Below are 21,278 nucleotides of genomic sequence, written 5' to 3' on the forward strand. Positions count from 1 at the left end.
CTACTGGCTAACCGGGCAATGCAGACGCGTTATCTCACCGCGTCGCCCCAGAGGAGAAATAAGTGTAACCGTGATGCTGACACATCCGGACTGCATTGTCTGCACCCGGTTTACCTGCCAGCCTGGTGGAAGCGTACTGGCCTTCAGCTGTGCCTGGTTCCAGACGCTGTGCCATAACTCACGATATTGATTCAACATGGAGAAGCGAACCGCAAGTGCCCGGTGATAGCCAGATAGGGCAGTGACAATCACCACCAGCAGCATCATCGCCAGTAAGACCTCAACCAGGCTAAACCCGTTTTCTCTGCTCATGGCAACTGACATAGCGCAGCCTCCTTTAGGGGACAAAAATCACTCCAGCCATGAGGTGAGAAATGAATCAGACCATCAGTCACCTCTCCCGTGCGCCACAGCATCAGGTCGTTCTTTCCTGCAATAAGTAAAACGCGCGCCTCGCTGAGTAAACGCAAGCAAACGCGCTGCGTCTGTCGCTGTTTACACTGAATATCCGGTTGTAATAACCAGCGCTGAGCCCGCCCCCACTCCAGGGCCGACTGCGCAAACGCCTGCTCCTGGACCGAGCGACTTTCACTGCCCACCAGCGCGCTAAAGGAAGCGAGCTGTTGGTTTAAACCGGTGAGGATTAATGTACCGAGCACCAGCAAAAGCAAAACCAGTGCGAGCGACGACATCCCGCGCTCGCGGTTCATAAGTTATACCCCGTGACCCCATAGCTGGCTTGATAAGCCGTGCCTGACTCCCCCTTACGAAGGGCGGCCAGTTCAATCGTTAACTCAGGAGCAAAACCCGCATGCTCCGTTTTGCTCACCATAAACTGCTGGACAACAATTCTTTCCGGGTCGGTAAGCTTCTCCCACCCTTTTCCCTCACAGGAGGTTGCTCCACGCAGGATTTCCAGCGCTCCCGACTCAAGACGAAAACCGGTAATCTCGTTTTCTGACGCAGACGTATCCCAACTGCCGTTGCTGTTTGCATCCCATCGCACAATGACACAGCTTCCCTGCCTTCCTACCATCAGGCCCTGCCCCTGACAGTTTCCCGCGCAATATCCCGCTCGCTGAAGCTGTTTTCCAATGGCAAAAAGGCGTTGCCAGACCTCCTCTTCACGTTCCCGCAGGCCAGACTGCAGTAGGGCAGCCCGCTGTAAACCGGGAAGAAAACGTGATGCGCTTAATAGCAGAATGCTGCTTATCGCCGCAGCAATCAGGACTTCTGTAAGCGAAAAGCCACGCTGGTTCATCGACATGAACTGTCTCCCTCGGTATTACACATCCGTATGCGTCCTCCATTTGAAACGATAATTAGCCATTCTCCTGCGCGGCTTTGTACGCGTATCCGACCTGCCCATGCCGTATCCCTTAAACCATAAAATCCTAATGAGGGCGTGACCTCGCTTATCGTCACTTCAGGCCAAAGGGGAATCAGTACATAAGGACTGCTCTTGTCACACCCCTTCACGGCAGAACTCATCAGGCACGGGCTCTCCCCATTCTGGTGAAGTACGATGAGGTGGTCACGATTGTGTCGAGTTGCGTCGTTGCGCAGGGTGACCAGGTAGTCACGTACCTGCCCCGCGGTTTGCCACAGCCGCTGCTCGCGCTGCCAGCTGTCCCAACCGTAAAGCCCTGTCGCGCTGAGAATGACAACCAGCGAGATGGCAACCAGGGTTTCGATAAGCGTAAAGCCGTTCTCTTTGTTCATGCGGGGAGTGTGGCGAAGTGCGGACAACTCGGCGAGCAAGGAATGTGATGTTTGCGAGCGGCTTTCCCGAGAAATTCGCCTGTTGCAGGTCGTTGCATCAAGGCTGGAAAGAGGCTCGAAAAAAAATGAAGACGAAAAAAAACCGGCGCGTTAACGCACCGGTTGTGTGAGTATTTGCCGTATCAGATAGCCACGGGGGCTTTGATACCTGGATGCGGATCGTAGCCTTCAATCTCGAAATCATCAAAGCGGTAATCGAAGATCGATTCCGGTTTACGCTTGATGACCAGTTTTGGCAGGGCACGCGGCTCACGAGTCAGCTGCAGATGCGTCTGTTCCATGTGGTTGCTGTAAAGATGGGTATCACCACCGGTCCAGACAAAATCCCCTACTTCGAGGTCGCACTGCTGCGCCATCATGTGAACCAGCAACGCGTAGCTGGCAATATTAAATGGCAGGCCGAGGAACACATCGCATGAACGCTGATAAAGCTGACAGGAGAGCTTGCCGTCCGCCACATAGAACTGGAAGAACGCATGGCACGGTGCCAGCGCCATTTTATCCAATTCGCCCACGTTCCAGGCGGAAACAATAATTCGGCGCGAGTCCGGATCGTTTTTCAACTGATTCATGACGGTCGTGATCTGGTCAATATGGCGGCCATCTGGCGTTGGCCATGCACGCCACTGCTTGCCGTAAACCGGGCCCAGGTTGCCGTTATCATCTGCCCATTCGTCCCAGATTGAGACATTGTTTTCGTGCAGATACGCAACGTTGGTATCGCCTTGCAGGAACCAGAGCAGCTCATGAATGATCGAGCGCAGGTGGCAGCGCTTTGTCGTCACCAGAGGGAAGCCTTCTTGCAGATTGAAGCGCATCTGGTGGCCAAAAATGGAGAGCGTGCCGGTGCCGGTACGGTCATTTTTCGGCGTGCCCTCATCGAGCACTTTTTTCATCAATTCAAGATACTGTTTCATGGTTCCTCAGGAAAGTTGTTGCTGTGGACGACGACGATACGCCCAAATCATCATAATGGCACCCGCGACAATCATCGGGATTGAGAGGATCTGTCCCATGCTGATGTACTGCACCCACTCGCCGGTGAACTGCGCATCCGGCTGGCGGAAGAACTCAACGATGATACGGAACGCGCCGTAGCCAATCAGGAACAGGCCGGAGACAGCTCCCATCGGACGCGGTTTGCGGATAAACAGGTTCAGGATGATAAACAGCACCACGCCTTCCAGCGCCAGCTCGTAGAGCTGAGACATGTGGCGCGGCAGAACGCCGTAGGTATCAAAAATGGATTGCCATTCAGGGTGCGATGGAAGCAGAGCCATATCTTCCGCGCGGGAGCCCGGGAAGAGCATGGTAAACGAAACGCTCGGGTCGACACGCCCCCACAGCTCGCCGTTGATAAAATTGCCCAGACGACCCGCGCCCAGACCAAACGGGATCAACGGTGCGATAAAATCAGCAACCTGGAAGAAATTACGCTTGGTGCGCTTGGCGAAAATGACCATCACCAGGATCACACCAATCAACCCCCCGTGGAAGGACATGCCGCCATCCCAGACGCGGAACAGATACAGTGGATCGCTCAGGAATACCGGGAAGTTATAGAACAGGACGTAGCCAATACGGCCACCGAGGAATACGCCGAGGAAGCCAGCATACAGCAGGTTCTCGACTTCATTTTTCGTCCAGCCACTGCCAGGACGGCTGGCACGACGACCCGCCAACCACATGGCAAAAATAAAGCCCACCAGGTACATCAGACCATACCAGTGAAGCGCTACAGGTCCTACTGAGAAAATGACCGGATCAAATTCCGGAAAATGCAGATAACCACTGTTCATCTGTCACCACAAGATGTTGTTATTCCGCTGAAAGTGGACAGCGGTACAAATGCACTACTGCTTGTCGCAGAGGCTCCAAAGTTGCGAATCATAGCATAAGGCAGACACGGAGGATGCGACTGAGATGTAAAAGATGTGTATATGCGGTTGCGTGGCTTGTTCTCCCTCTCCCCTAAAAGGAGAAGGAGTATGGCGGCTTATCGGCCGCCGCGGATGAGGCCACCCATACCGCGTCGCTCCATGAAAGCCGCGACCTGATGACGAACTTCGGTTGCCATCTGCGCTTCAAGACTGCGCTCCGCCAGCTCGCGGGCATCGTCGATGTCGATATGGCGTAACAGGTATTTCACTCGGGCAACAGAACGGCCGTTCATCGATAAATGGCGGAACCCGAGGCCAATCAGGATTGCCACACACATGGAGTCTCCGGCCATCTCGCCGCACAGACGCAAATCGAGATCGTGTTGCTCCGCTTCACGCGCAATCATCGCCAATGCCCGAAGCATCGCCGGGTGCAGGCTGTCGTAGATGCTGGCAACCCGCGTGTTGTTCCGATCGACGGCCAGAATATACTGCGTCAGGTCATTGGTGCCGACGGAAATAAAATCGACGCGGTTTGCCAGCTGCGGCAGCATAAAGACCATTGACGGGACTTCGAGCATCACGCCAATCCGCGGTTTAGGGATCGCGTAGCCGATCATCTCTTCGACTTCACGGCCAGCACGTTCGATCAGCCTTCTCGCCTCGTCGATCTCATCAATACTGGTGACCATGGGCAGCAAAATACTGAGGTTGCCCGTCGCCGCATTCGCACGCAGCATCGCGCGCACCTGGATCAGGAAGATCTCCGGCTGATCGAGCGTAATGCGAATGCCACGCCAGCCCAGGCACGGATTTTCTTCACTGATCGGCATGTAGGGCAGCTGTTTATCCGCACCAACATCCAGTGTACGTAGCGTGACAGGTTTGTCGTTAAACATCTGCAACATGCCCTGATATTGAGCAACCTGCTCCTCTTCTGAGGGAAAACCGCTTTGCAACATGAAGGGGATTTCGGTGCGATAGAGGCCAATGCCATCAATGCGGCTACCGAGCTTCTCTTCATGCTCAGGGCTTAAACCGGCGTTAAGCATGACTTTGATCCGCTCGCCGCTTTTGAGCTGCGCGGGCAGGTTGACGTCATCTTCCGCCAGTTTGCTTAATTCATTTTCTTCACTGATAAGGCGCTGGTATTCCTGAAGCAGAACCGGCTCAGGATCGACCAGCAGCTCACCGCGATATCCGTCCACAACCAGGGTGCGCCGGTGCAATACCGACGGCTGGATATCGGCGCCCATAACGGTGGGAATACCGAGAGCGCGTACCATAATGGCGGCGTGAGAGTTGGCGGCGCCGTCGCGGACCACCACACCCGCCAGCCTGTCCTGCGGGAGTTCTGCCAGCGTCGTCGCCGAGAGTTCATCGGCAACCAACACAAACCGTTTTGGCCAGGCATTCGCGCCTTGAATAGTATCGTCGAGGTGGAACAACAGGCGTTGCCCCAGAGCACGTAAATCTCCTGCACGCTCTTTGAGATAACCGTCGGTCAGCGCGGCAAACTGCTCGGCGAATTTTTCGATGACCTTTTTAACAGCCCACTCTGCGACTGCGCCTTTATCCACTTCCGCAAACAGCTCGCGGCGCAGACGCGCATCGGAAAGCAGGTGTGAATACAGGTCGAAGATAGCCGCCGTCTCCTTTTGCGCGCCTGCAGCAAAGCGTTTGCTGTAGCGACGAAACTCGTTGGCGGCTTCCTCCAGCGCTGCGGTAAGACGCTCACGCTCAAGCACCTCATCTAACGTGGAGGCTTCGTAAACCTGTTCCATCAGAGGCAGCGTCGCATCCATCCAGCCTTCGGCAATCGCCACGCCGGGAGACGCGGGAAGCGCGCGAATACGCGTATGACGGTACTGGCCAAAAAGGGCCGCAAGCTGAGACTGAGAGAGGATCGCGGCCATCTGCGTCGCCAGCGTCACAAGGAAAGACTCTTCGCTTTCATCGAATTGACGCAGCTCGCGCTGCTGAACGACCAGAACGCCAAGCAGCTGACGCCGCTGGATAATAGGTACACCCAGGAATGCGCGGAAGCGCTCTTCTTTTACGGAGGGGATATATTTAAAGCTGGGGTGCTTTTGCGCATCGGCAAGGTTGATAGGTTCCGCCAGCCGCCCTACGAGGCCAACAATACCTTCATCAAACGCAAGCGTAACGGTGCGGCCGCGCGGTTTTTTCAAACCACGGGTCGCCATCAGGTAATAGCAACGCCGATCATGGTCGGCCAGATATACCGAACAGACTTCGGTCTCCATCGCAAGACAGATGTCAGTGACCAGAATATTTAACGCTTCGTTCAGACGAGGCGCGCTGGCCACCTTCTCGACTATTTCTCGCAAGCGGGTGAGCATGATTTGCGTAGCTTAACCTCTTTTACGTCGCCAGGCAGGTGCGCTTTGCGGCTTAGGGGGGATCTCCTGAAGCTGCATCACAACACTTGCGAACTCTTTCATCACCCTACGGTAAACATCGCGCTTAAATGACACGACCTGCCGAACAGGATACCAATAGCTTACCCAGCGCCAGCCATCAAACTCTGGCGTACTGCTGGTTTGCATATTGATATCTGAATCGTTGCCCACCAACTGCAGCAGAAACCATTTTTGTTTCTGGCCGATACAAACCGGCTTTGTGTCCCAACGCACCAAACGTTTCGGTAACTTGTAACGCAACCAGTTGCGAGTCGAAGCCAGGATGCGAACATCTTTTCGGCTTAAACCGACCTCTTCAAACAGCTCCCGGTACATCGCTTGTTCTGGGGACTCTCCTGGGTTGATCCCGCCTTGCGGGAACTGCCAGGAGTGCTGACCATATCGCCGGGCCCACATTACCTGGCCCTGACGATTACAAATTACTATTCCTACGTTCGGGCGGTAGCCATCGTCATCAATCACCGGACTACCCCAAACTAAACCTGATATATGAATGATTGTTTCACACTACAGGGAGGCGGTAAACCACTCTCTTACAGGCCTGCAACCTAATAACATTTGAATAACTCACAAATTTGGGCTGAGTTATAAACAGATGAGTGACCAAGACGGCAATTTTATTCACCTTTTCTGTGGATATAGTTGTGAAGAAGTATGGAATTACCGATGGACAACCTGAATCATTCTCTTAAGCCCATCGTTATCCCATAGAAATAAAATTAATATTTTCATATTGTTAACCATGTTTTTGCACAGTACATGATGATTAACGTGACGATCGTCACATCAACGATCACCGTACTGATGAAAGATCGAACAGCGTCGGTTTTATCCACAGATTGTGCCAATTAGTTAGACACAAATTGTCTGAATATTGGATTTTCGTCGCACGTCAAGGCTGTAAATTGAAACAGTAGTGAGGGTTATTCCCAGTTATCCCACTTTTCTGTGGATAACATGGTGTAAGATCCTGTTCATTGTCAGTGACCAGAATTGAACAACCCTTTTTTGGACTTTCAGCAATTCCTTTTTCACGGATAAAAAAACCTATAAATCATACACATGGAAATTGAGTACAGAAAAAGTTAAGCTCTATCCACAGGGGATAAATTCTTAGTCTATTTTTTAATCAAAAGGTTACCTTAATGCATCCGCTTACTCCCATGATTTCCCCCCCTTCTACTGAGCCTGAGTTACTGCACCAGGCGCAGCGGCTGGCGGGCTTTTCGCTTGGCGAGCTGGCGGCGATGGCCGGATTAGCGATCCCCGACGATCTTAAGCGAGATAAGGGCTGGATCGGTATGTTGCTTGAACTCTGGTTGGGGGCAAGTGCAGGGAGTAAACCCGAGCAAGATTTCGCTACTCTGGGCGTCGAGCTGAAAACCATTCCTGTCGACAGTCAGGGAAAGCCGCTGGAAACCACATTTGTCTGCGTTGCGCCGTTAACCGGTAACACAGGGGTCACGTGGGAAACCAGCCACGTACGGCATAAACTGAAGCGGGTGCTATGGGTACCGGTTGAAGGCGAACGCCAAATCCCGCTCGCAGCACGTCGTGTGGGCGCACCGCTGCTGTGGAGTCCTGACGAAGATGAAGAGAGACAGCTCAGACTCGACTGGGAAGAACTGATGGATATGATTGTCCTGGGTCAGGTCGAGCGCATCACCGCCCGCCATGGCGAGGTATTGCAGCTCCGCCCAAAAGCGGCGAACAGTAAGGCACTGACCGAGGCTATCGGCGCACGGGGAGAACCGATACTGACGCTGCCCCGGGGTTTTTACCTTAAAAAGAATTTCACAGGGGCACTGCTTGCACGCCATTTCTTACTAAAAACGTAGTTTTTTAACGAATTTTGCGACCTATCAAACACAATCGCCTGGTTTTTAAGATTTTACCGCTTCCTCCTGTCGAATAATCAGGTTATTACTACACTATGATTTGATACGAGCCAGGTGAGGACGATAACGATGAAAAAATGGGCAGTGTTAATTTCAGCAGTGGGTTTAGCGTTTGCAGTATCCGGTTGTAGCAGTGATTACGTCATGTCGACTAAAGATGGACGCATGATCCTGACCGATGGCAAACCCGAAGTTGATGATGATACCGGTCTGGTGAGCTACCGCGACCAGCAGGGCAACAAGATGCAGATTAACCGCGACGACGTTTCACAAATTATCGAACGATAAGCAGATAAAGGTCAGTCGCTTGCTGGCCTTTTTGTTTTTTTCCTTCCCCTTTTGCTTCCCCTCTGCCATGTTTATATTCCTTTGTCGGGAGGTTCCTGACGCGGTCTACATGTCTTTTGTCTACATGTCTAATGAAGGAAGCCGGCTATGCATTATCACCGTATCCCCCACAGCTCTCTGGAAATAAGCCAACTGGGGTTGGGCACGATGACATTTGGTGAACAAAACAGCGAAGCCGATGCCCATGCACAACTCGATTATGCGGTCAGCCAGGGCATTAACCTGATTGATGTCGCCGAAATGTACCCCGTACCACCTCGCCCTGAAACACAGGGGCTTACTGAAACCTACGTTGGCAACTGGCTGGCAAAACGTGGCAACCGCGAAAAACTGGTTGTCGCCTCGAAAGTCAGCGGCCCTTCCCGCAATAACGATGCCGGGATCCGCCCTCATCAGATCCTCGATCGTAAGAATATCCGCGCCGCGCTGGATGCCAGCCTGAAGCGCCTGCAAACCGACTATCTCGATCTCTACCAGGTACACTGGCCTCAGCGTCCGACTAACTGTTTTGGCAAGCTCGGTTACAGCTGGAATGAGAGCGCGCCTGTGGTGAGCCTGCTGGAAACGCTTGAAGCCCTGACGGAGTGCCAGCGCGCGGGTAAAATCCGCTACATCGGCGTTTCTAATGAAACGGCGTTTGGCGTGATGCGTTACCTGCATCTGGCGGATAAACACGAACTGCCGCGCATCGTGACCATTCAAAACCCCTACAGCCTGCTGAACCGCAGCTATGAAGTGGGCCTGGCAGAAGTGACGCAGTATGAAGAAGTGGAACTGCTCGCCTATTCCTGTCTGGGCTTTGGCACGCTGACGGGCAAATACCTGAACGGCGCAAAGCCTGCTGGGGCGCGTAACACGCTCTTTAGCCGCTTCACCCGATACAGCGGCGAGCAAACGCAGAAAGCCGTTGCGGCCTATGTGGATATCGCGAAGCGTCACGGCCTTGATCCTGCCCAGATGGCGCTAGCCTTCGTGCGTCGTCAGCCGTTTGTTGCCAGTACGCTGCTGGGCGCGACAACCATGGAACAGCTGAAAACTAACATTGAGAGTTTCCATCTGAATCTGAGTGAAGAGGTCCTGGCGGAGATTGAAGCGGTACACCAGGTGTATACGTACCCTGCACCGTAATAAAAGCAAAACGGCAACCATGTTGCCGTTTTGAGTGTTTGCACCCTCTCTCGTGGGAGAGGGGCATCAGGCTTCATATATCAACGCCGACGTTGCCACATCCACAGCCCGGCAATTGCCAGCGCAAACAACCCGCCAAAACCGACGCCAATCGCCACAACGGGTGCACCCGCTTTGACTGCCAGCGAATAGAGCCCCAGCATCAGTAGCATCGCCATATTCTCGCCAAGGTTTTGCACCGCAATGGCATTGCCCGCGCCAACGGTCTGCTTGCCGCGCTCCTGCAGCAGCGCATTTAGCGGTACAACGAAGAAACCACCCAGCATCCCAATCAGGATCAGCAGCGCATAGGCGGGCAATAACGCGTGTTGCAGCGAGAAGAACAGCACCCCTACGCCGATCAACATTCCCGCGGGCATACAGCGCGCGACGGTTTCAAGCGTCACCAGCCTTGCCGCCGCCCCTGCCCCTACGACAATCCCGATAGCCACCATCGCATTAAGGTAGGTTGGCGTCGCGTTGTCGGCGATACCCAGCGCAACCGGCACCCACAGCACCAGCAGGAAACGCAGCGTGACGCCTGCGCCCCAAAACATACTGGTACCCATCAGTGAGAAGCGCGTTTCACCGTTAAGCCACAGCACGCGGCAGGCATTAAAGAAGCTGCCCGTCATCGGCTTAAAGCGCCAGGATTGGCCAGGACGTGCCACCGGCAGCGCCGGGATAAACAGGTTGGCGATAACCGCCCCGCCGTACACCACCGCGCAAACGCCCAGCGCCGCCAGGACATGCCAGTCTGCCAGCACGCCGCCCGCGACGGAGCCGAGCAGAATGGCCGCAATGGTGGAAGATTCCATCAGGCCATTGGCTTTCACCAGTTTATCGCCCGTCGTCAGCTCGCCGAGAATGCCATACTTCGCCGGTGAGTAGGCCGCCGCGCCAATGCCCACCAGCGTGTAGCCGATAAACGGGTTGATACCAAAGCAAATGCTGGCGGCGCCGAGCAGTTTCAGACCGTTAGCAAACATCATCACCCGGCCCTTGGGGAAACTGTCGGCCACCTGGCCCACGAAAGGGGCAAAAATAATGTAAGCGCCCACAAACACCATCTGCAGGATCGGCTGACTCCAGTCGGGATAAAACTCCGCTTTCAGCAGTGCCAGCGTGGCAAACAGCAGGGCGTTGTCACCAAAGGCAGAGAGAAACTGAGCGGCGGTGACCGCCATCATGCCCTTCGACCAAAGCGAAGTGTTAGTGTTCACTGACTCACGCATTTTGCTGTTCCGCCTCTTCGACCATGCCTTTGAGGGTCACGAAATCGGGCTTACCGCTACCCAGCACCGGAAGTTGTTTGAGATAGCGAATATCACGCGGTACCGCCAGTTCAGGAATACCGTGCTCGCGCGCATGTTTAAGTAGCTGGTCACGCTTAAGCTCGCTGTCGGTGGTAAAGAGCACCAGTGCCTCACCTTTATTGGCATCGCTCTTGACGACGGTGGCATGCATCTTGTCGGCAGAAACCGCTGTCGCCAGCAGCTCAACCATCTCCAGAGAAACCATCTCGCCCGCAATCTTGGCGAAGCGTTTTGCGCGCCCCTGAATCTGCACAAAGCCTTGCTCATCAAAACGGACAATGTCACCGGTATCGTACCAACCCGCCTCAACCTCACCCTGAATATTTTCTGCCGTCGGGGCCTCCAGCACGCCCGGATTTTCCACGCGCAGATAGCCGTTCATTATGTTTGGCCCTTTCAGCTGTAGACGGCCACCGTCCTCAATGCCCGGTACGGCCAGCAGACGCGCGTCCATCCCCGGTAAAATTCGCCCCACGGTACCGGGTTTCGCCGCCATCGGCACGTTGATGGAGACCACTGGCGCACACTCTGTGACGCCATAGCCTTCAAGGATGCGCAGACCAAACTTGTCCTGCCAAATCTGCCGCGTGCTGTCCTGCAGTTTCTCCGCGCCAGCAACCACATAGCGCACGCGGAAGAAGTCATACGGGTTAGCAAAACGCGCATAGTTACCGAGGAAAGTTGACGTCCCGAACAGCACGGTACAGTTACGGTCATACACCAGTTCCGGCACAATGCGGTAGTGCAGCGGGCTTGGATACAGGAAGACTTCAGCGCCAGTCAGCAGCGGCGTAAACAGCCCTACCGTCAGACCAAAGGAGTGGAACAGCGGCAGCGCAGACATAAAACGATCGTTGGCCGTAAAATCAGCAATGGTTTTGATCTGCTCGACGTTCGCCAGAATGCTCTTATGGCTGTGAACGACCCCTTTCGGATTCCCTTCTGAGCCGGAGGTAAACAGAATGATGGCATCATCTTCCGGCTGCTGTTTAACCTGCGCCAGACGCGGCATCAGCAGGTGAGCAAAAATCCACAGCTTATCGCTCGTCGTGACGTCCGCTTTCAGATCTTCAAGGAACACCCATCGCACCTGGGTCAGTTGCTCCGGCAGGTGCCACAGCTTGCCTTTATCAAGGAATTGGCGGGAGGTAAAGATGGTGTTGATTTGAGCCGCGGTGATAGCGCTGGTTAACCCTTTCACGCCCGCCGTGTAGTTCATCATCGCCGGAATACGACCGCGGGAAACCGCACCAAAAATCACCGCCGCGCTGATACCGGCATTCGGCAGCATCAGGCCAATCTTTTCGCCGTGCTTGCTGTATTTCTCAAGAATACGGCCCACGAACAGCGTCTTGGTCAGCAGTTTACGATAGGTATCCGGCGTAAAGTTAATGTCTTCGATGCAGTTTTTCTTCGCGCCATAGCGGTACTGCGCCGACAGCAGGGACTCGTACAGCGTTTCGCGCGGGCGCACGGCCATGCGCGCTTCCATCATTATTTGATGCAGCATTTCACCGGCCATTTTACGACGATCCCGGGCGCGCGGGGCTTCCGGCATCGGCAACGACGTTGGCGGTAAAATATGGAGCGTAATTTTCGGGAACAAACGCTGCTTCACCAGCCCTTTCAGCCGGCTGAAATAGGTCAGTTCTGCCCCATCAATGCGTAACGGCACGACTGTCGCCCGTGACTTCGCCGCAACGAAACCGGCGCCGTCATAAATTTTCATCAGCGAGCCCGTCACTGAAATACGCCCTTCAGGAAAAATAACCACCGGACGCCCCTGCTCAACCAGACGCACCAGGTGTTTGATCATCATCGGTTTTGTTGGGTCGAGTGGCACAAAATCAATCAGCGGCGCCAGCCAGCGCATATACCATTTTTCGCTGATGGAACTGTACACCGCGAATACGGGCCGCACGGGTAAAAACAGCGCCAGTAAAATGCCATCAATAAACGAAACGTGGTTAGGCGTGATGAGAACGCGTTCGCCGTAAAGCGCCTGGGCATTGCCCGTCACGCGGAGGCGAAAAAGGATACGAAACAGTGTACGGAAGAGTCCAAAAAGCATCTCAACTCCCTTTGCCAGCAAGGATAAAAGGTCTAAATGTTGGCAGATTACACGAGAAGTGGGGAGGGAGCGACTGCAAATACTGAGGCGAAAAAAAACCTGCGCATCCGCGCAGGCTGGTGCAAGAGATGAGTACGAAACCGTACTAAGAATTCTCACCAATCAATACCTCTGGGATCTTGATTGTGGCTGTTCACTACCGGCTTCGCCAGTGGGAAAACGCAAGGGAATGAGCCTAAGTGCAACGAGGTGTGAATATTCTCTTTTGCTGTTACAGGTTGAACTATCAGGCAAAAAAAAACCTGCGTAAAAACGCAGGCTGGTGTAAATCGTGTTAATCAACCGGGGTTGATTTCACCTATCAATACCTCTGGGATCTCGACTCTATCAATCTGCCCGTCATCTTCGCCATCGGACAATCGCAACAGCCTACGGCAAAGTGTAACTAAAGGTTCGGAATGACATTATTTTGACATGTCTGACCGTGTAACGATTACACAGAAAGGGGTTGTTCTGCGTCACGTTTGTCGCGTGTGTCACCCCGCTCCCCTTGAATGCGCGGCGCTTTTCCGCAACACTAGTTGGTGTGTAACCGCTTACCCCCACTAAGAAGGTATTAAATGGCGACAATTAAGGATGTGGCCCGTCTGGCTGGTGTGTCCGTTGCAACCGTATCACGCGTGATTAACGACTCCCCGAAAGCCAGTGACGCATCACGCCAGGCTGTGCAAAGCGCCATGGAATCCCTGAACTACCATCCCAACGCCAATGCCCGCGCGCTTGCTCAGCAGTCGACCGACACCATCGGACTGGTCGTCGGCGATGTCTCAGATCCGTTTTTTGGTGCGATGGTGAAAGCCGTTGAACAGGTTTCTTATCAAACTGGCAATTTTTTGCTGATTGGCAATGGCTACCACAATGAACAAAAAGAACGTCAGGCTATTGAACAGCTGATGCGTCATCGCTGTGCCGCGCTGGTTGTCCACGCCAAAATGATCCCCGATGCTGACCTCATTCATCTCATGAAGCAGATCCCGGGTATGGTGATCATCAACCGCATTATCCCTGGGTTTGAAAAACGCTGCGTAGCGCTGGATGACCGCTACGGTGCCTGGCTTGCGACTCGCCATCTGATTCAACAGGGCCATACCCGCATTGGCTATCTCTGCTCTAACCACCCTATTTCCGATGCTGACGACCGCCTGCAGGGCTATTACGATGCGCTGCGCGAAAACGGTTTACCGTGCAACGATCGTCTGGTGGCTTACGGAGAGCCGGACGAGAGCGGCGGTGAACAGGCGATGACGGAACTTTTAGGGCGCGGGCGGAATTTTACCGCGGTTGCCAGCTATAACGACTCGATGGCCGCAGGGGCGATGGGGGTGCTCAATGACAACGGTATTGAGGTGCCTGCAGAGATTTCCCTGATTGGGTTCGATGACATACTGGTGTCGCGCTACGTGCGCCCTCGCCTGACCACCGTGCGTTACCCGATTATCACCATGGCAACGCAGGCCGCAGAACTGGCGTTAGCCCTGGCGGATCAGCGTCAGCCGCCTGATATTACGCATCTTTTCAGCCCAACGCTGGTACGCCGTCACTCTGTCGCACAGTTGGCTGAAACGCCAGAGGAATAGCGATAGAGATGTACCGTTTTGTTCGGGTACTCCAGCGCATCACCGATGTACTGCCAGCCGTAACGTTCGTAGAAGTCGCGGCAGGCGGACCAGAGATGCAGCTCGGTGTACCCTGCCTGAGCGGCATACGCGATGACATGCTCCTGTAACTGTCCTGCCAGCCCTTTTCCTCGCGCCGCGTCATCAACATACAGTGACGCCAGCCACGGAAAGAGATCCTGACGGGCGATCAGATCGCAACGCCAGAGCCCCACGGTACCCAGAAGCTGTTCGCCTTCAACGGCAATAAACGTCAGGGGCAGCGCACCCGGCGTCTGGCTGTGCTCGACGATACTTTGAAAGAACTCGCGCGGTAAGCCGTCGCCAAAGGCCAGCCAGATCCAGTCGGTCACCGTGTCCGCATACTGCGGCGCGTCGTAAAGCGGCAGAATAGTCACACCATTTTCCCCTGGAAGATTGGCAGCGATTCAAAAAGATAGCCGTCAAAATCCGGTGCGTCTTCATCAGATAACTCAAGCAGGCTCTTTTTCACGTTCTCCAGATGCTGAAACATCGCTTGCCAGGCCCCCATCACGTCGCGGCGACGGAGTGCGGCAAGGATAGTTTGCCTGTCACCCAGCCATTTCAGGCGATACGCGCGGCTGGCAATATGCACGTTGAACTGCTGCCACAGCGGGCTACTGTCCATGTGGTGCCAGATGCTCTCCACGGTCGCCAGCAACATCTGGTTTTGCGTCGCGCCCGCCAGCACCAGGTGGAACATTTTATTGTTGTCCTGGCTGCTGTCGTCGGCAGCAATCGCCCGCTGCTCCTGCTCGATGATGCGGCGCAGGTTATCGATATCGGCGCGCGTCGCCATTTTGGCGGCAAACGCGGCAATGTTGCTTTCGAGCAGCTGGCGCGCCTGTAAGATTTCAAACGGCCCCACGTCGCTATTGAGAAAACGCTCTTCTTCGTTCTCGTGTTCTTCCGGGATGCGCATAACGTACACGCCAGAGCCCTGGCGGATATCCACCGTGCCCTGCAGCTCCAGCATGAGCAACGCCTCGCGCACGATGGTGCGGCTCACGCCATAGGTCTCGGCAATATTGCGCTCAGGAGGAAGGCGCGACCCAACGGGATAATGCCCCTGGATAATTTGCGCCCGTAAATCCTCGCCAATTTCCTGGTACTGTTTTTTTTCCGGCAGGATGACAGCCTTATCCACGTTACCACCTGTGTTTTCAGTTAATGCGCAGGCCGGGCGTCCTCCCGGCCAGTTTTTGCGCTATTTTACCAGAACCTGCCTGGTTTTCGCTTACTTCCATTCATCATCAATTGAGAGCGTGAGCACCCGCTCATCGTGCAGCTGGCGGAACCAGGCGGCCGACCTTTTCGCACGCCGCGCGCGGTTATCCTCCAGATCGATCTCAATTAACCCATAGCGATTTTTAAACGCGTTCATCGGTGAAACGTTGTCGGTGAAAGCCCACAGCATATAGCCATGACAGTTAGCGCCCTCCTCCCGCGCCAGCAGCGCGTAATAGAGGTGCTCGCGGATAAAGTCGATGCGGTAGGTGTCCTGAATAATGCCCTCAGCGCTGCGGAACTGCGCTTCGTTTTCAACGCCCATACCGCTTTCTGCCACGAACCAGCGAATGTTGCGGTAATCGTTTTTGATCCGCATCGCCATGTCATAGACGATGCGCGGGTAGATCTCCCAGCCACGGGATGTATTCATCCGCCGTCCTGGCAGCTCAAACGGCTCGTAATAGTAGGCAGGGTGAAAAGGCGTCTGGGGATGCCAGGCCCGTGAAGGCGCTTTTACCCGGTGCGGATAATAGAGGTTAATGCCAAGCTCATCGACGGTATTTTCGGCGATGAGCGTCAGCTCATCTTCCGTGTAGTCCCACGCCACCTGATGCTTATCCAGCAGGGCAATCAGTTCCTGCGGATAGCGTCCGTGTACCAGCGGATCGAGAAAAACGCGGTTGTAGAACAGATCATAGACCTCAGCGGCACGCACGTCGTGCGGCGCGCGGGAGCGCGGATAGGTTACTTCTGGGTTCAGAATGCAGCCCACCGAGCCTTGATACCCTTTTTCACGGAACAGCTTAACGACCTTTGCCGTCGCCAGCACCTTATGGTGATTCCACTGCATCCATTTATGGGTGTTCTGCTCATACGGCCAGCGCAGCGCATCAAGATACACGCGGGTCTGCACGACAATTGGCTCGTTGAAGGTAAACCAGCGGGTCACTTTGGCGTGGTAGCGTTCAAACACTTTTTCCGCATAACGTACAAATAGTTCGACAACCTGCTTCGAGCCCCAGCCGCCGTAAGTTTCCAGCAGCACGCCCGGCAGTTCATAGTGCTCAAGGCAGATCATCGGCTCAATGCCCTGTCGGTGCATTTCATCAAACAGCGCGTCGTAATACGCCGCGTACGATTCATCCACCGTCACGTTTTCATAGTCGGTTAAAAAGCGTGACCAGTTGATCGAAGTGCGGTAGTGCGTTAGCCCTGCCTGCTTCATCAGGGCGACGTCTTCACGGAAGCGGTTGATAAAGTCGGTCGCCACCGCCGGGCCATAGCCGTTGTGCCAGACGTGACGATCGTTTTTGTACCAGAGATCAATCCACGAATCCTGACCCGCTTTCTTGCCGCTCCAGCCCTCGGTCTGCCAGGCCGACGCGGCCGCTCCCAGGATGAAATCCTGCGGTATCGCCATCTGTTTTATGCTCATGACATCCTCATACGTTGTCGGTGGCTTGCTGTAGCGCTGCCTGATCGGCACGGCGTGAGGCAATTTTCACGAACGGCAGGTAAATCAGCACGGCCGTCACAATGCAGATCAGCTGGGTGATCACCGCGCCCATCGATCCTGCGGTGGAAAGCCAGGCGTTGATCAGCGGCGGCGTGGTCCACGGCACCATGACGACGGCTTTACCGGCAAACCCGGTCACCGTTGCAAAGTAACCGATTGAGCCGGTGACCAGCGGGGTGATGATGAAAGGAATGGCGAGGATCGGGTTAAGCATGATTGGCATACCGAAGATCACCGGTTCGTTGATGTTAAACAGGCCCGGTCCAATGGAAAGCTTGGCGATCTCTTTCATCTCTTTGCGCTTGGTGGCGATCATCACGGCGATCAGCAGGCCAATCGTCAAACCGGAACCGCCGATGCTCATATACACATCCCAGAAGGGCATGGTGATGATATTCGGCACCTCTTTGCCCTGCTCAAACGCGCTCATGTTAACGGTGATCGCCCCGAGCAGCAGCGGCTCGCGGATCGGCTTGATCATCTGGTTGCCGTGAATGCCGATGACCCAGAAAAGCTGGGCGACAAACATCAGCAGCAGGATCCCCGGCAGGCTTTGCACCACTCGCTCCAGCGGCTGCTGTACCACCTGATAAACCGCATCGTAGAGATACATGCCGGTGATCTGATGGAATACGAAGCCGAACGTGGCAATTGCGGTCGTGGTGATAATAGCCGGGATCAGCGCAGAGAACGATGCCGCCACGTTAGGCGGGACGGTATCCGGCATCCTGATCTTCAGCCCTTTACGGTTCTCCAGCCAGCAGTAGACCTCTACGGACAGAATGGCGATAAACATGCCGAGAAACAGGCTGCGGGTGTCAGAGAACTGGCGCAGCAGCACGTCTTTGACCACGTGCATTTCGCCGTCCACCAGCATTTCCACGGTAGTCGGCGTCACGCAGATAAAGCAGATCACCGCCAGCAGGCCCGGGAACAGCGACTTGATGCCGTTGATACGTCCCAGCTCAACGCCGATCAGAAAGACAGCGCCGATGTTGAGGAAGTTGAGCGTGGCGTAATTTAACGCGCTGGTGATTGGCTTTAGCGCGGCGAGAAACGACAGCGACTGGAAGCTCGCCAGGCCGTTTTTCGGATCCAGCACCATGTTGGAGATCAGCACGGAGAATGCCCCAACGATGATGACCGGCATTAAGGTAATGAAAGCAGACTTGATCGCCATGATGTAGCGATAACTGTTGAATTTCGTGGCAAAACTGCCCAGAGCGTCGATCAGTTTTTCCTGTAATGCCATAGGGTAATACCTCAGTAAAAGGGCTTTTATTGAATAAGGTGTACAGCCGGATACTATTGGCATACCAAAAATAGCTTCAGGGGAGTGATTGTTCTGTGATTAAGCTCCCAACGCCGTGATAGGTATTCCAGATTGTGATTTTTGACCATTTTGGCATACCACTTTCAGTCATTTATGTTGGGCTGACGGATCGTTACCAAAAAGCGTGATCCTGGTGGGGATTTTGCCCTGCCCGCGTCGCTTATGCGCCGGATGGTCTGTGTTAAACTGCAAACCATTACGTGGAATCAGGAATGTCTAATGGCAACAATGCTGGATGTCTCACTGCGTGCGGGCGTGTCGAAAGCGACGGTATCGCGCGTGCTGAACGGCACAGGTCAGGTTAAAGAGAGTACGCGTCAGCAGGTTTTTGCTGCGATGGAAGAGCTGGGCTATCGCCCGAATTTTCTCGCACGTTCGCTTGCTAACCAGACCAGTAACAGCATTGGTCTGGTGGTCTCCACCTTTGACGGCTTCTATTTTGGTCGCCTTCTGCAACAAGCCTCGCGGCAGACGGAAACACACGGCAAGCAGCTGATCGTCACCGATGGCCACGACGCGCCGGAACAGGAAGAACAGGCGGTGCAAATGCTCGCCGATCGCAAGTGCGACGCTATCGTGCTGTACACCCGCTACATGAGTGAAAAAGCGATCATGAAGCTTATCAACAGCGTGCAAACCCCGCTGGTGGTCATTAACCGTGAAGTCAGCCAGGCAGCGGATCGCTGCGTCTTCTTTGAACAGCAGGATGCGGCCTTCAAAGCGGTGGATTACCTGATAAGCCAGGGCCACCGCGAGATAGCCTGCATTACCGTGCCGATCCATACGCCTACCGGCAAAGCGCGCCTGATGGGCTATCGCAAAGCGCTGGAGAAGCACGGTATTCGGCTGGACGAGCGGCGGATTAAATATGGCGATGCGGGAATGACCCGAGGCTATGAGCTGTGCAATGAATTAATTACCGAAGGCGTATCCTTTAGCGCCCTGTTCGCCTGTAATGATGATATGGCGCTGGGCGCGTCTAAAGCATTACACCAGTCGGGGCTGCGGATCCCGCAGGATATCTCGCTGTTTGGCTTTGACGACGCCCCAAGCGCGAAATGGCTGGAGCCCGCACTGTCGTCGGTTTATCTGCCTATCGATAATATGATCGTGACGGCTATCGATCAGGCGATCCGGCTGGCGAAAAACCAGCCGGTCGAAGCGATCCCGCCGTTTACCGGCACGCTGGTGTTACGCGACTCGGTCACCACGGGGCCGTACTTTACTCAGATGCATTCCAGCGCCAGCAGTTCCTGAATCGTCTGGCGACGGCGAATCAGACGCGCCACGCCATTATCAAACAGCACTTCCGGCAGCAGCGGGCGGCTATTGTAGTTAGAGGACATCGACGCTCCGTACGCGCCGGTATCGTGCAGCACCAGATAATCGCCCGGCTTCACGTCAGGCAGCGCGCGGGTTTCTACTTTGCCACCTTCCTGCTGGGTGAATACGTCGCCTGATTCGCACAGCGGCCCCGCAACGACCGTTTCAACGCGTGGCGCCTGCGTCAAATCGCGGCCATCAGCAGCCAATGCGGTAATGTGGTGATAGCTGCCGTACATGGACGGGCGCATCAGATCGTTAAAACCCGCGTCAATCAATACGAAGTGGCGAGACCCCATCTCCTTCACGCTGCGTACCTGCGAAACCAGCACCCCGGCCTCCGCGACCAGGAAACGGCCCGGTTCAATCTCCAGTTCTACCGGATGCCCCAGATGGGCGGCGATTTTGTCGCGCGCGGCGCTCCACAGTCCGTAATAGTGATCGGTATCGATCGCCTCTTCACCTTCGCGATAAGGAATGGAAAGACCGCCTCCCGCGGAGATCGCCTCCAGATTCTGACCGAACTCCACTACCTGGCGTACCATCGCACCGCAAACCTGCTCAAGGTGACCGTAATCCACGCCGGAGCCGATGTGCATGTGAATGCCCACCAGCTTCAGGCTGTAGCGCTGAAGTACCTCCAGGGCGGCAGGCAGATTGCTGTACCAAATCCCGTGCTTGCTGTTCTCGCCGCCGGTATTGGTTTTTTGGCTATGACCATGCCCGAAGCCCGGGTTCACGCGCAGCCAGACGCGATGCCCAGGAGAAACCTGTCCAAGCTGTTCCAGCATATCCACAGAACCGGCGTTTACCGGGATCTGCAGCGCGTGCACGCGCGCAAGCGTTGCGTCGTCGATGAGGTCAGCGGTAAAGACAATGGCGTCGCCGTCGGCTTTTGGATCAAATCCGGCCGCCAGCGCGCGCTCAATTTCACCTAATGAAACAGAGTCGACCTTCACGCCCTGCTCGCGCATCAGGCGCAGGATGTGAATGTTGGAGCACGCCTTCTGCGCAAAGCGCACCACGTCAAACTGATGCAGTGCGGCAATTTTCTCGCGAACGATCTGCGCGTCGTAGACCCACACGGGGCAGCCAAACTCGGCAGGCAGGCGCAGCAGGTTGTCGGCGTTCAAATCGGTATCAGTCTGGTTCAGCGGGCGTGGCATGGTTTTCTCCGGGTCAATGCGTTTTGATGATTACGCCACAGCACGAAGAGAATAAAAAATATCGTTTTATCGTGAGTCTATGCAAAAATGATATGGATAACGTTAAA

20 protein-coding genes and 1 pseudogene are annotated in these 21,278 nt (G+C 54.8%); 6 read left to right on the forward strand and 15 right to left on the reverse strand.

The window, feature by feature from the left end; translation table 11 throughout:
• The 8 genes from V5P19_RS16200 to rppH all read right to left on the reverse strand — a co-directional run bounded on the left by V5P19_RS16200 (position 1) and on the right by rppH (position 6,568).
• Positions 1-324 (reverse strand): prepilin-type N-terminal cleavage/methylation domain-containing protein, encoded by a 324-nt coding sequence (locus V5P19_RS16200; RefSeq protein ID WP_334405066.1) that lies wholly within the window; start codon positions 322-324, stop codon positions 1-3.
• Complete coding sequence (locus V5P19_RS16205; RefSeq protein ID WP_334405067.1) at positions 309-710, reverse strand: DUF2509 family protein; 402 nt, start codon at positions 708-710, stop codon at positions 309-311. The genes V5P19_RS16200 and V5P19_RS16205 overlap by 16 nt, the downstream gene beginning before the upstream one ends.
• Positions 707-1,267, reverse strand: a complete 561-nt coding sequence (locus V5P19_RS16210) for a prepilin peptidase-dependent protein (protein WP_334405068.1) — start codon at positions 1,265-1,267, stop codon at positions 707-709. Before V5P19_RS16210 ends, V5P19_RS16205 begins: the two co-directional genes overlap by 4 nt.
• Entirely contained in the window at positions 1,258-1,722 is a 465-nt protein-coding gene (locus V5P19_RS16215; RefSeq protein ID WP_334405069.1) for a prepilin peptidase-dependent protein, read from the reverse strand. The genes V5P19_RS16210 and V5P19_RS16215 overlap by 10 nt, the downstream gene beginning before the upstream one ends.
• A gap of 182 nt (positions 1,723-1,904) precedes the next feature.
• Positions 1,905-2,699: a thymidylate synthase gene (gene thyA / locus V5P19_RS16220; RefSeq protein ID WP_334405071.1), complete on the reverse strand. Its 795-nt coding sequence runs from the start codon at positions 2,697-2,699 to the stop codon at positions 1,905-1,907.
• Positions 2,700-2,705: 6 nt separating this feature from the next.
• Entirely contained in the window at positions 2,706-3,581 is an 876-nt protein-coding gene (lgt, locus tag V5P19_RS16225; RefSeq protein ID WP_334405073.1) for a prolipoprotein diacylglyceryl transferase, read from the reverse strand.
• Positions 3,582-3,778: 197 nt separating this feature from the next.
• A complete protein-coding gene (gene ptsP / locus V5P19_RS16230) occupies positions 3,779-6,025 on the reverse strand; it encodes a phosphoenolpyruvate--protein phosphotransferase (RefSeq protein WP_334405075.1) in 2,247 nt (748 codons plus the stop codon).
• A 12-nt stretch (positions 6,026-6,037) separates the two neighbouring features.
• A complete protein-coding gene (rppH, locus tag V5P19_RS16235) occupies positions 6,038-6,568 on the reverse strand; it encodes an RNA pyrophosphohydrolase (protein ID WP_013098553.1) in 531 nt (176 codons plus the stop codon).
• Positions 6,569-7,022: 454 nt separating this feature from the next.
• Here rppH and V5P19_RS16240 point away from each other — a divergent pair.
• The 4 genes and pseudogenes from V5P19_RS16240 to V5P19_RS16255 all read left to right on the forward strand — a co-directional run.
• A pseudogene (locus V5P19_RS16240) lies at positions 7,023-7,097 on the forward strand (hypothetical protein); the annotation flags it as partial.
• Between the two features lie 154 nt (positions 7,098-7,251).
• On the forward strand, positions 7,252-7,944 hold the full coding sequence (gene mutH, locus V5P19_RS16245; RefSeq protein ID WP_334405077.1) for a DNA mismatch repair endonuclease MutH: 693 nt from the start codon (positions 7,252-7,254) through the stop codon (positions 7,942-7,944).
• 129 nt (positions 7,945-8,073) lie between these two features.
• Complete coding sequence (locus V5P19_RS16250; RefSeq protein WP_334405079.1) at positions 8,074-8,292, forward strand: YgdI/YgdR family lipoprotein; 219 nt, start codon at positions 8,074-8,076, stop codon at positions 8,290-8,292.
• A gap of 147 nt (positions 8,293-8,439) precedes the next feature.
• Positions 8,440-9,480 (forward strand): NADP(H)-dependent aldo-keto reductase, encoded by a 1,041-nt coding sequence (locus tag V5P19_RS16255; protein WP_334405081.1) that lies wholly within the window; start codon positions 8,440-8,442, stop codon positions 9,478-9,480.
• Between the two features lie 80 nt (positions 9,481-9,560).
• Here the strand turns inward: V5P19_RS16255 and lplT are convergent, their stop codons facing one another.
• Together lplT and aas are read right to left on the reverse strand one after the other, a co-directional pair.
• Positions 9,561-10,754 carry a lysophospholipid transporter LplT gene (lplT, locus tag V5P19_RS16260; RefSeq protein ID WP_334405082.1) on the reverse strand — a complete coding sequence of 398 codons (1,194 nt, stop codon included), beginning with the start codon at positions 10,752-10,754 and terminating at the stop codon, positions 9,561-9,563.
• Positions 10,747-12,906, reverse strand: a complete 2,160-nt coding sequence (aas, locus tag V5P19_RS16265) for a bifunctional acyl-ACP--phospholipid O-acyltransferase/long-chain-fatty-acid--ACP ligase (protein WP_334405083.1) — start codon at positions 12,904-12,906, stop codon at positions 10,747-10,749. The genes lplT and aas overlap by 8 nt, the downstream gene beginning before the upstream one ends.
• Positions 12,907-13,526: 620 nt before the next feature.
• Between aas and galR the strand changes: the two genes are divergently transcribed.
• Positions 13,527-14,543 (forward strand): HTH-type transcriptional regulator GalR, encoded by a 1,017-nt coding sequence (gene galR, locus V5P19_RS16270; protein WP_334405084.1) that lies wholly within the window; start codon positions 13,527-13,529, stop codon positions 14,541-14,543.
• Here galR and V5P19_RS16275 read toward each other — a convergent pair.
• The 4 genes from V5P19_RS16275 to V5P19_RS16290 form a co-directional block, all read right to left on the reverse strand.
• Positions 14,504-14,980 carry a GNAT family N-acetyltransferase gene (locus V5P19_RS16275; protein WP_334405086.1) on the reverse strand — a complete coding sequence of 159 codons (477 nt, stop codon included), beginning with the start codon at positions 14,978-14,980 and terminating at the stop codon, positions 14,504-14,506. The two genes, galR and V5P19_RS16275, sit on opposite strands and share 40 nt — an antisense overlap.
• Positions 14,977-15,750, reverse strand: a complete 774-nt coding sequence (locus tag V5P19_RS16280; RefSeq protein WP_334405089.1) for a GntR family transcriptional regulator — start codon at positions 15,748-15,750, stop codon at positions 14,977-14,979. Before V5P19_RS16280 ends, V5P19_RS16275 begins: the two co-directional genes overlap by 4 nt.
• A gap of 90 nt (positions 15,751-15,840) precedes the next feature.
• Positions 15,841-17,268 carry a glycoside hydrolase family 1 protein gene (locus V5P19_RS16285; RefSeq protein WP_334405091.1) on the reverse strand — a complete coding sequence of 476 codons (1,428 nt, stop codon included), beginning with the start codon at positions 17,266-17,268 and terminating at the stop codon, positions 15,841-15,843.
• Between the two features lie 7 nt (positions 17,269-17,275).
• A complete protein-coding gene (locus V5P19_RS16290) occupies positions 17,276-18,601 on the reverse strand; it encodes a PTS transporter subunit EIIC (RefSeq protein ID WP_334405093.1) in 1,326 nt (441 codons plus the stop codon).
• Positions 18,602-18,901: 300 nt separating this feature from the next.
• Here V5P19_RS16290 and V5P19_RS16295 point away from each other — a divergent pair, with 300 nt between their 5' ends.
• On the forward strand, positions 18,902-19,939 hold the full coding sequence (locus V5P19_RS16295) for a LacI family DNA-binding transcriptional regulator (RefSeq protein WP_334405095.1): 1,038 nt from the start codon (positions 18,902-18,904) through the stop codon (positions 19,937-19,939).
• Here the strand turns inward: V5P19_RS16295 and lysA are convergent.
• Entirely contained in the window at positions 19,909-21,171 is a 1,263-nt protein-coding gene (gene lysA, locus V5P19_RS16300; protein ID WP_334405097.1) for a diaminopimelate decarboxylase, read from the reverse strand. The two genes, V5P19_RS16295 and lysA, sit on opposite strands and share 31 nt — an antisense overlap.
• Positions 21,172-21,278 lie beyond the last annotated feature (107 nt).

The organism is Enterobacter sp. UNJFSC 003, from assembly GCF_036903355.1.
Classification (GTDB): domain Bacteria; phylum Pseudomonadota; class Gammaproteobacteria; order Enterobacterales; family Enterobacteriaceae; genus Enterobacter.

Coding starts and splice junctions, on each gene's coding strand:
- V5P19_RS16200 (WP_334405066.1), bottom strand. CDS start 324: ATGTCAGTTGCCATGAGCAGAGAAAACGGGTTTAGCCTGGTTGAGGTC.
- V5P19_RS16205 (WP_334405067.1), bottom strand. CDS start 710: ATGAACCGCGAGCGCGGGATGTCGTCGCTCGCACTGGTTTTGCTTTTG.
- V5P19_RS16210 (WP_334405068.1), bottom strand. CDS start 1,267: ATGTCGATGAACCAGCGTGGCTTTTCGCTTACAGAAGTCCTGATTGCT.
- V5P19_RS16215 (WP_334405069.1), bottom strand. CDS start 1,722: ATGAACAAAGAGAACGGCTTTACGCTTATCGAAACCCTGGTTGCCATC.
- thyA (WP_334405071.1), bottom strand. CDS start 2,699: ATGAAACAGTATCTTGAATTGATGAAAAAAGTGCTCGATGAGGGCACG.
- lgt (WP_334405073.1), bottom strand. CDS start 3,581: ATGAACAGTGGTTATCTGCATTTTCCGGAATTTGATCCGGTCATTTTC.
- ptsP (WP_334405075.1), bottom strand. CDS start 6,025: ATGCTCACCCGCTTGCGAGAAATAGTCGAGAAGGTGGCCAGCGCGCCT.
- mutH (WP_334405077.1), top strand. CDS start 7,252: ATGCATCCGCTTACTCCCATGATTTCCCCCCCTTCTACTGAGCCTGAG.
- V5P19_RS16250 (WP_334405079.1), top strand. CDS start 8,074: ATGAAAAAATGGGCAGTGTTAATTTCAGCAGTGGGTTTAGCGTTTGCA.
- V5P19_RS16255 (WP_334405081.1), top strand. CDS start 8,440: ATGCATTATCACCGTATCCCCCACAGCTCTCTGGAAATAAGCCAACTG.
- lplT (WP_334405082.1), bottom strand. CDS start 10,754: ATGCGTGAGTCAGTGAACACTAACACTTCGCTTTGGTCGAAGGGCATG.
- aas (WP_334405083.1), bottom strand. CDS start 12,906: ATGCTTTTTGGACTCTTCCGTACACTGTTTCGTATCCTTTTTCGCCTC.
- galR (WP_334405084.1), top strand. CDS start 13,527: ATGGCGACAATTAAGGATGTGGCCCGTCTGGCTGGTGTGTCCGTTGCA.
- V5P19_RS16285 (WP_334405091.1), bottom strand. CDS start 17,268: ATGAGCATAAAACAGATGGCGATACCGCAGGATTTCATCCTGGGAGCG.
- V5P19_RS16290 (WP_334405093.1), bottom strand. CDS start 18,601: ATGGCATTACAGGAAAAACTGATCGACGCTCTGGGCAGTTTTGCCACG.
- V5P19_RS16295 (WP_334405095.1), top strand. CDS start 18,902: ATGGCAACAATGCTGGATGTCTCACTGCGTGCGGGCGTGTCGAAAGCG.
- lysA (WP_334405097.1), bottom strand. CDS start 21,171: ATGCCACGCCCGCTGAACCAGACTGATACCGATTTGAACGCCGACAAC.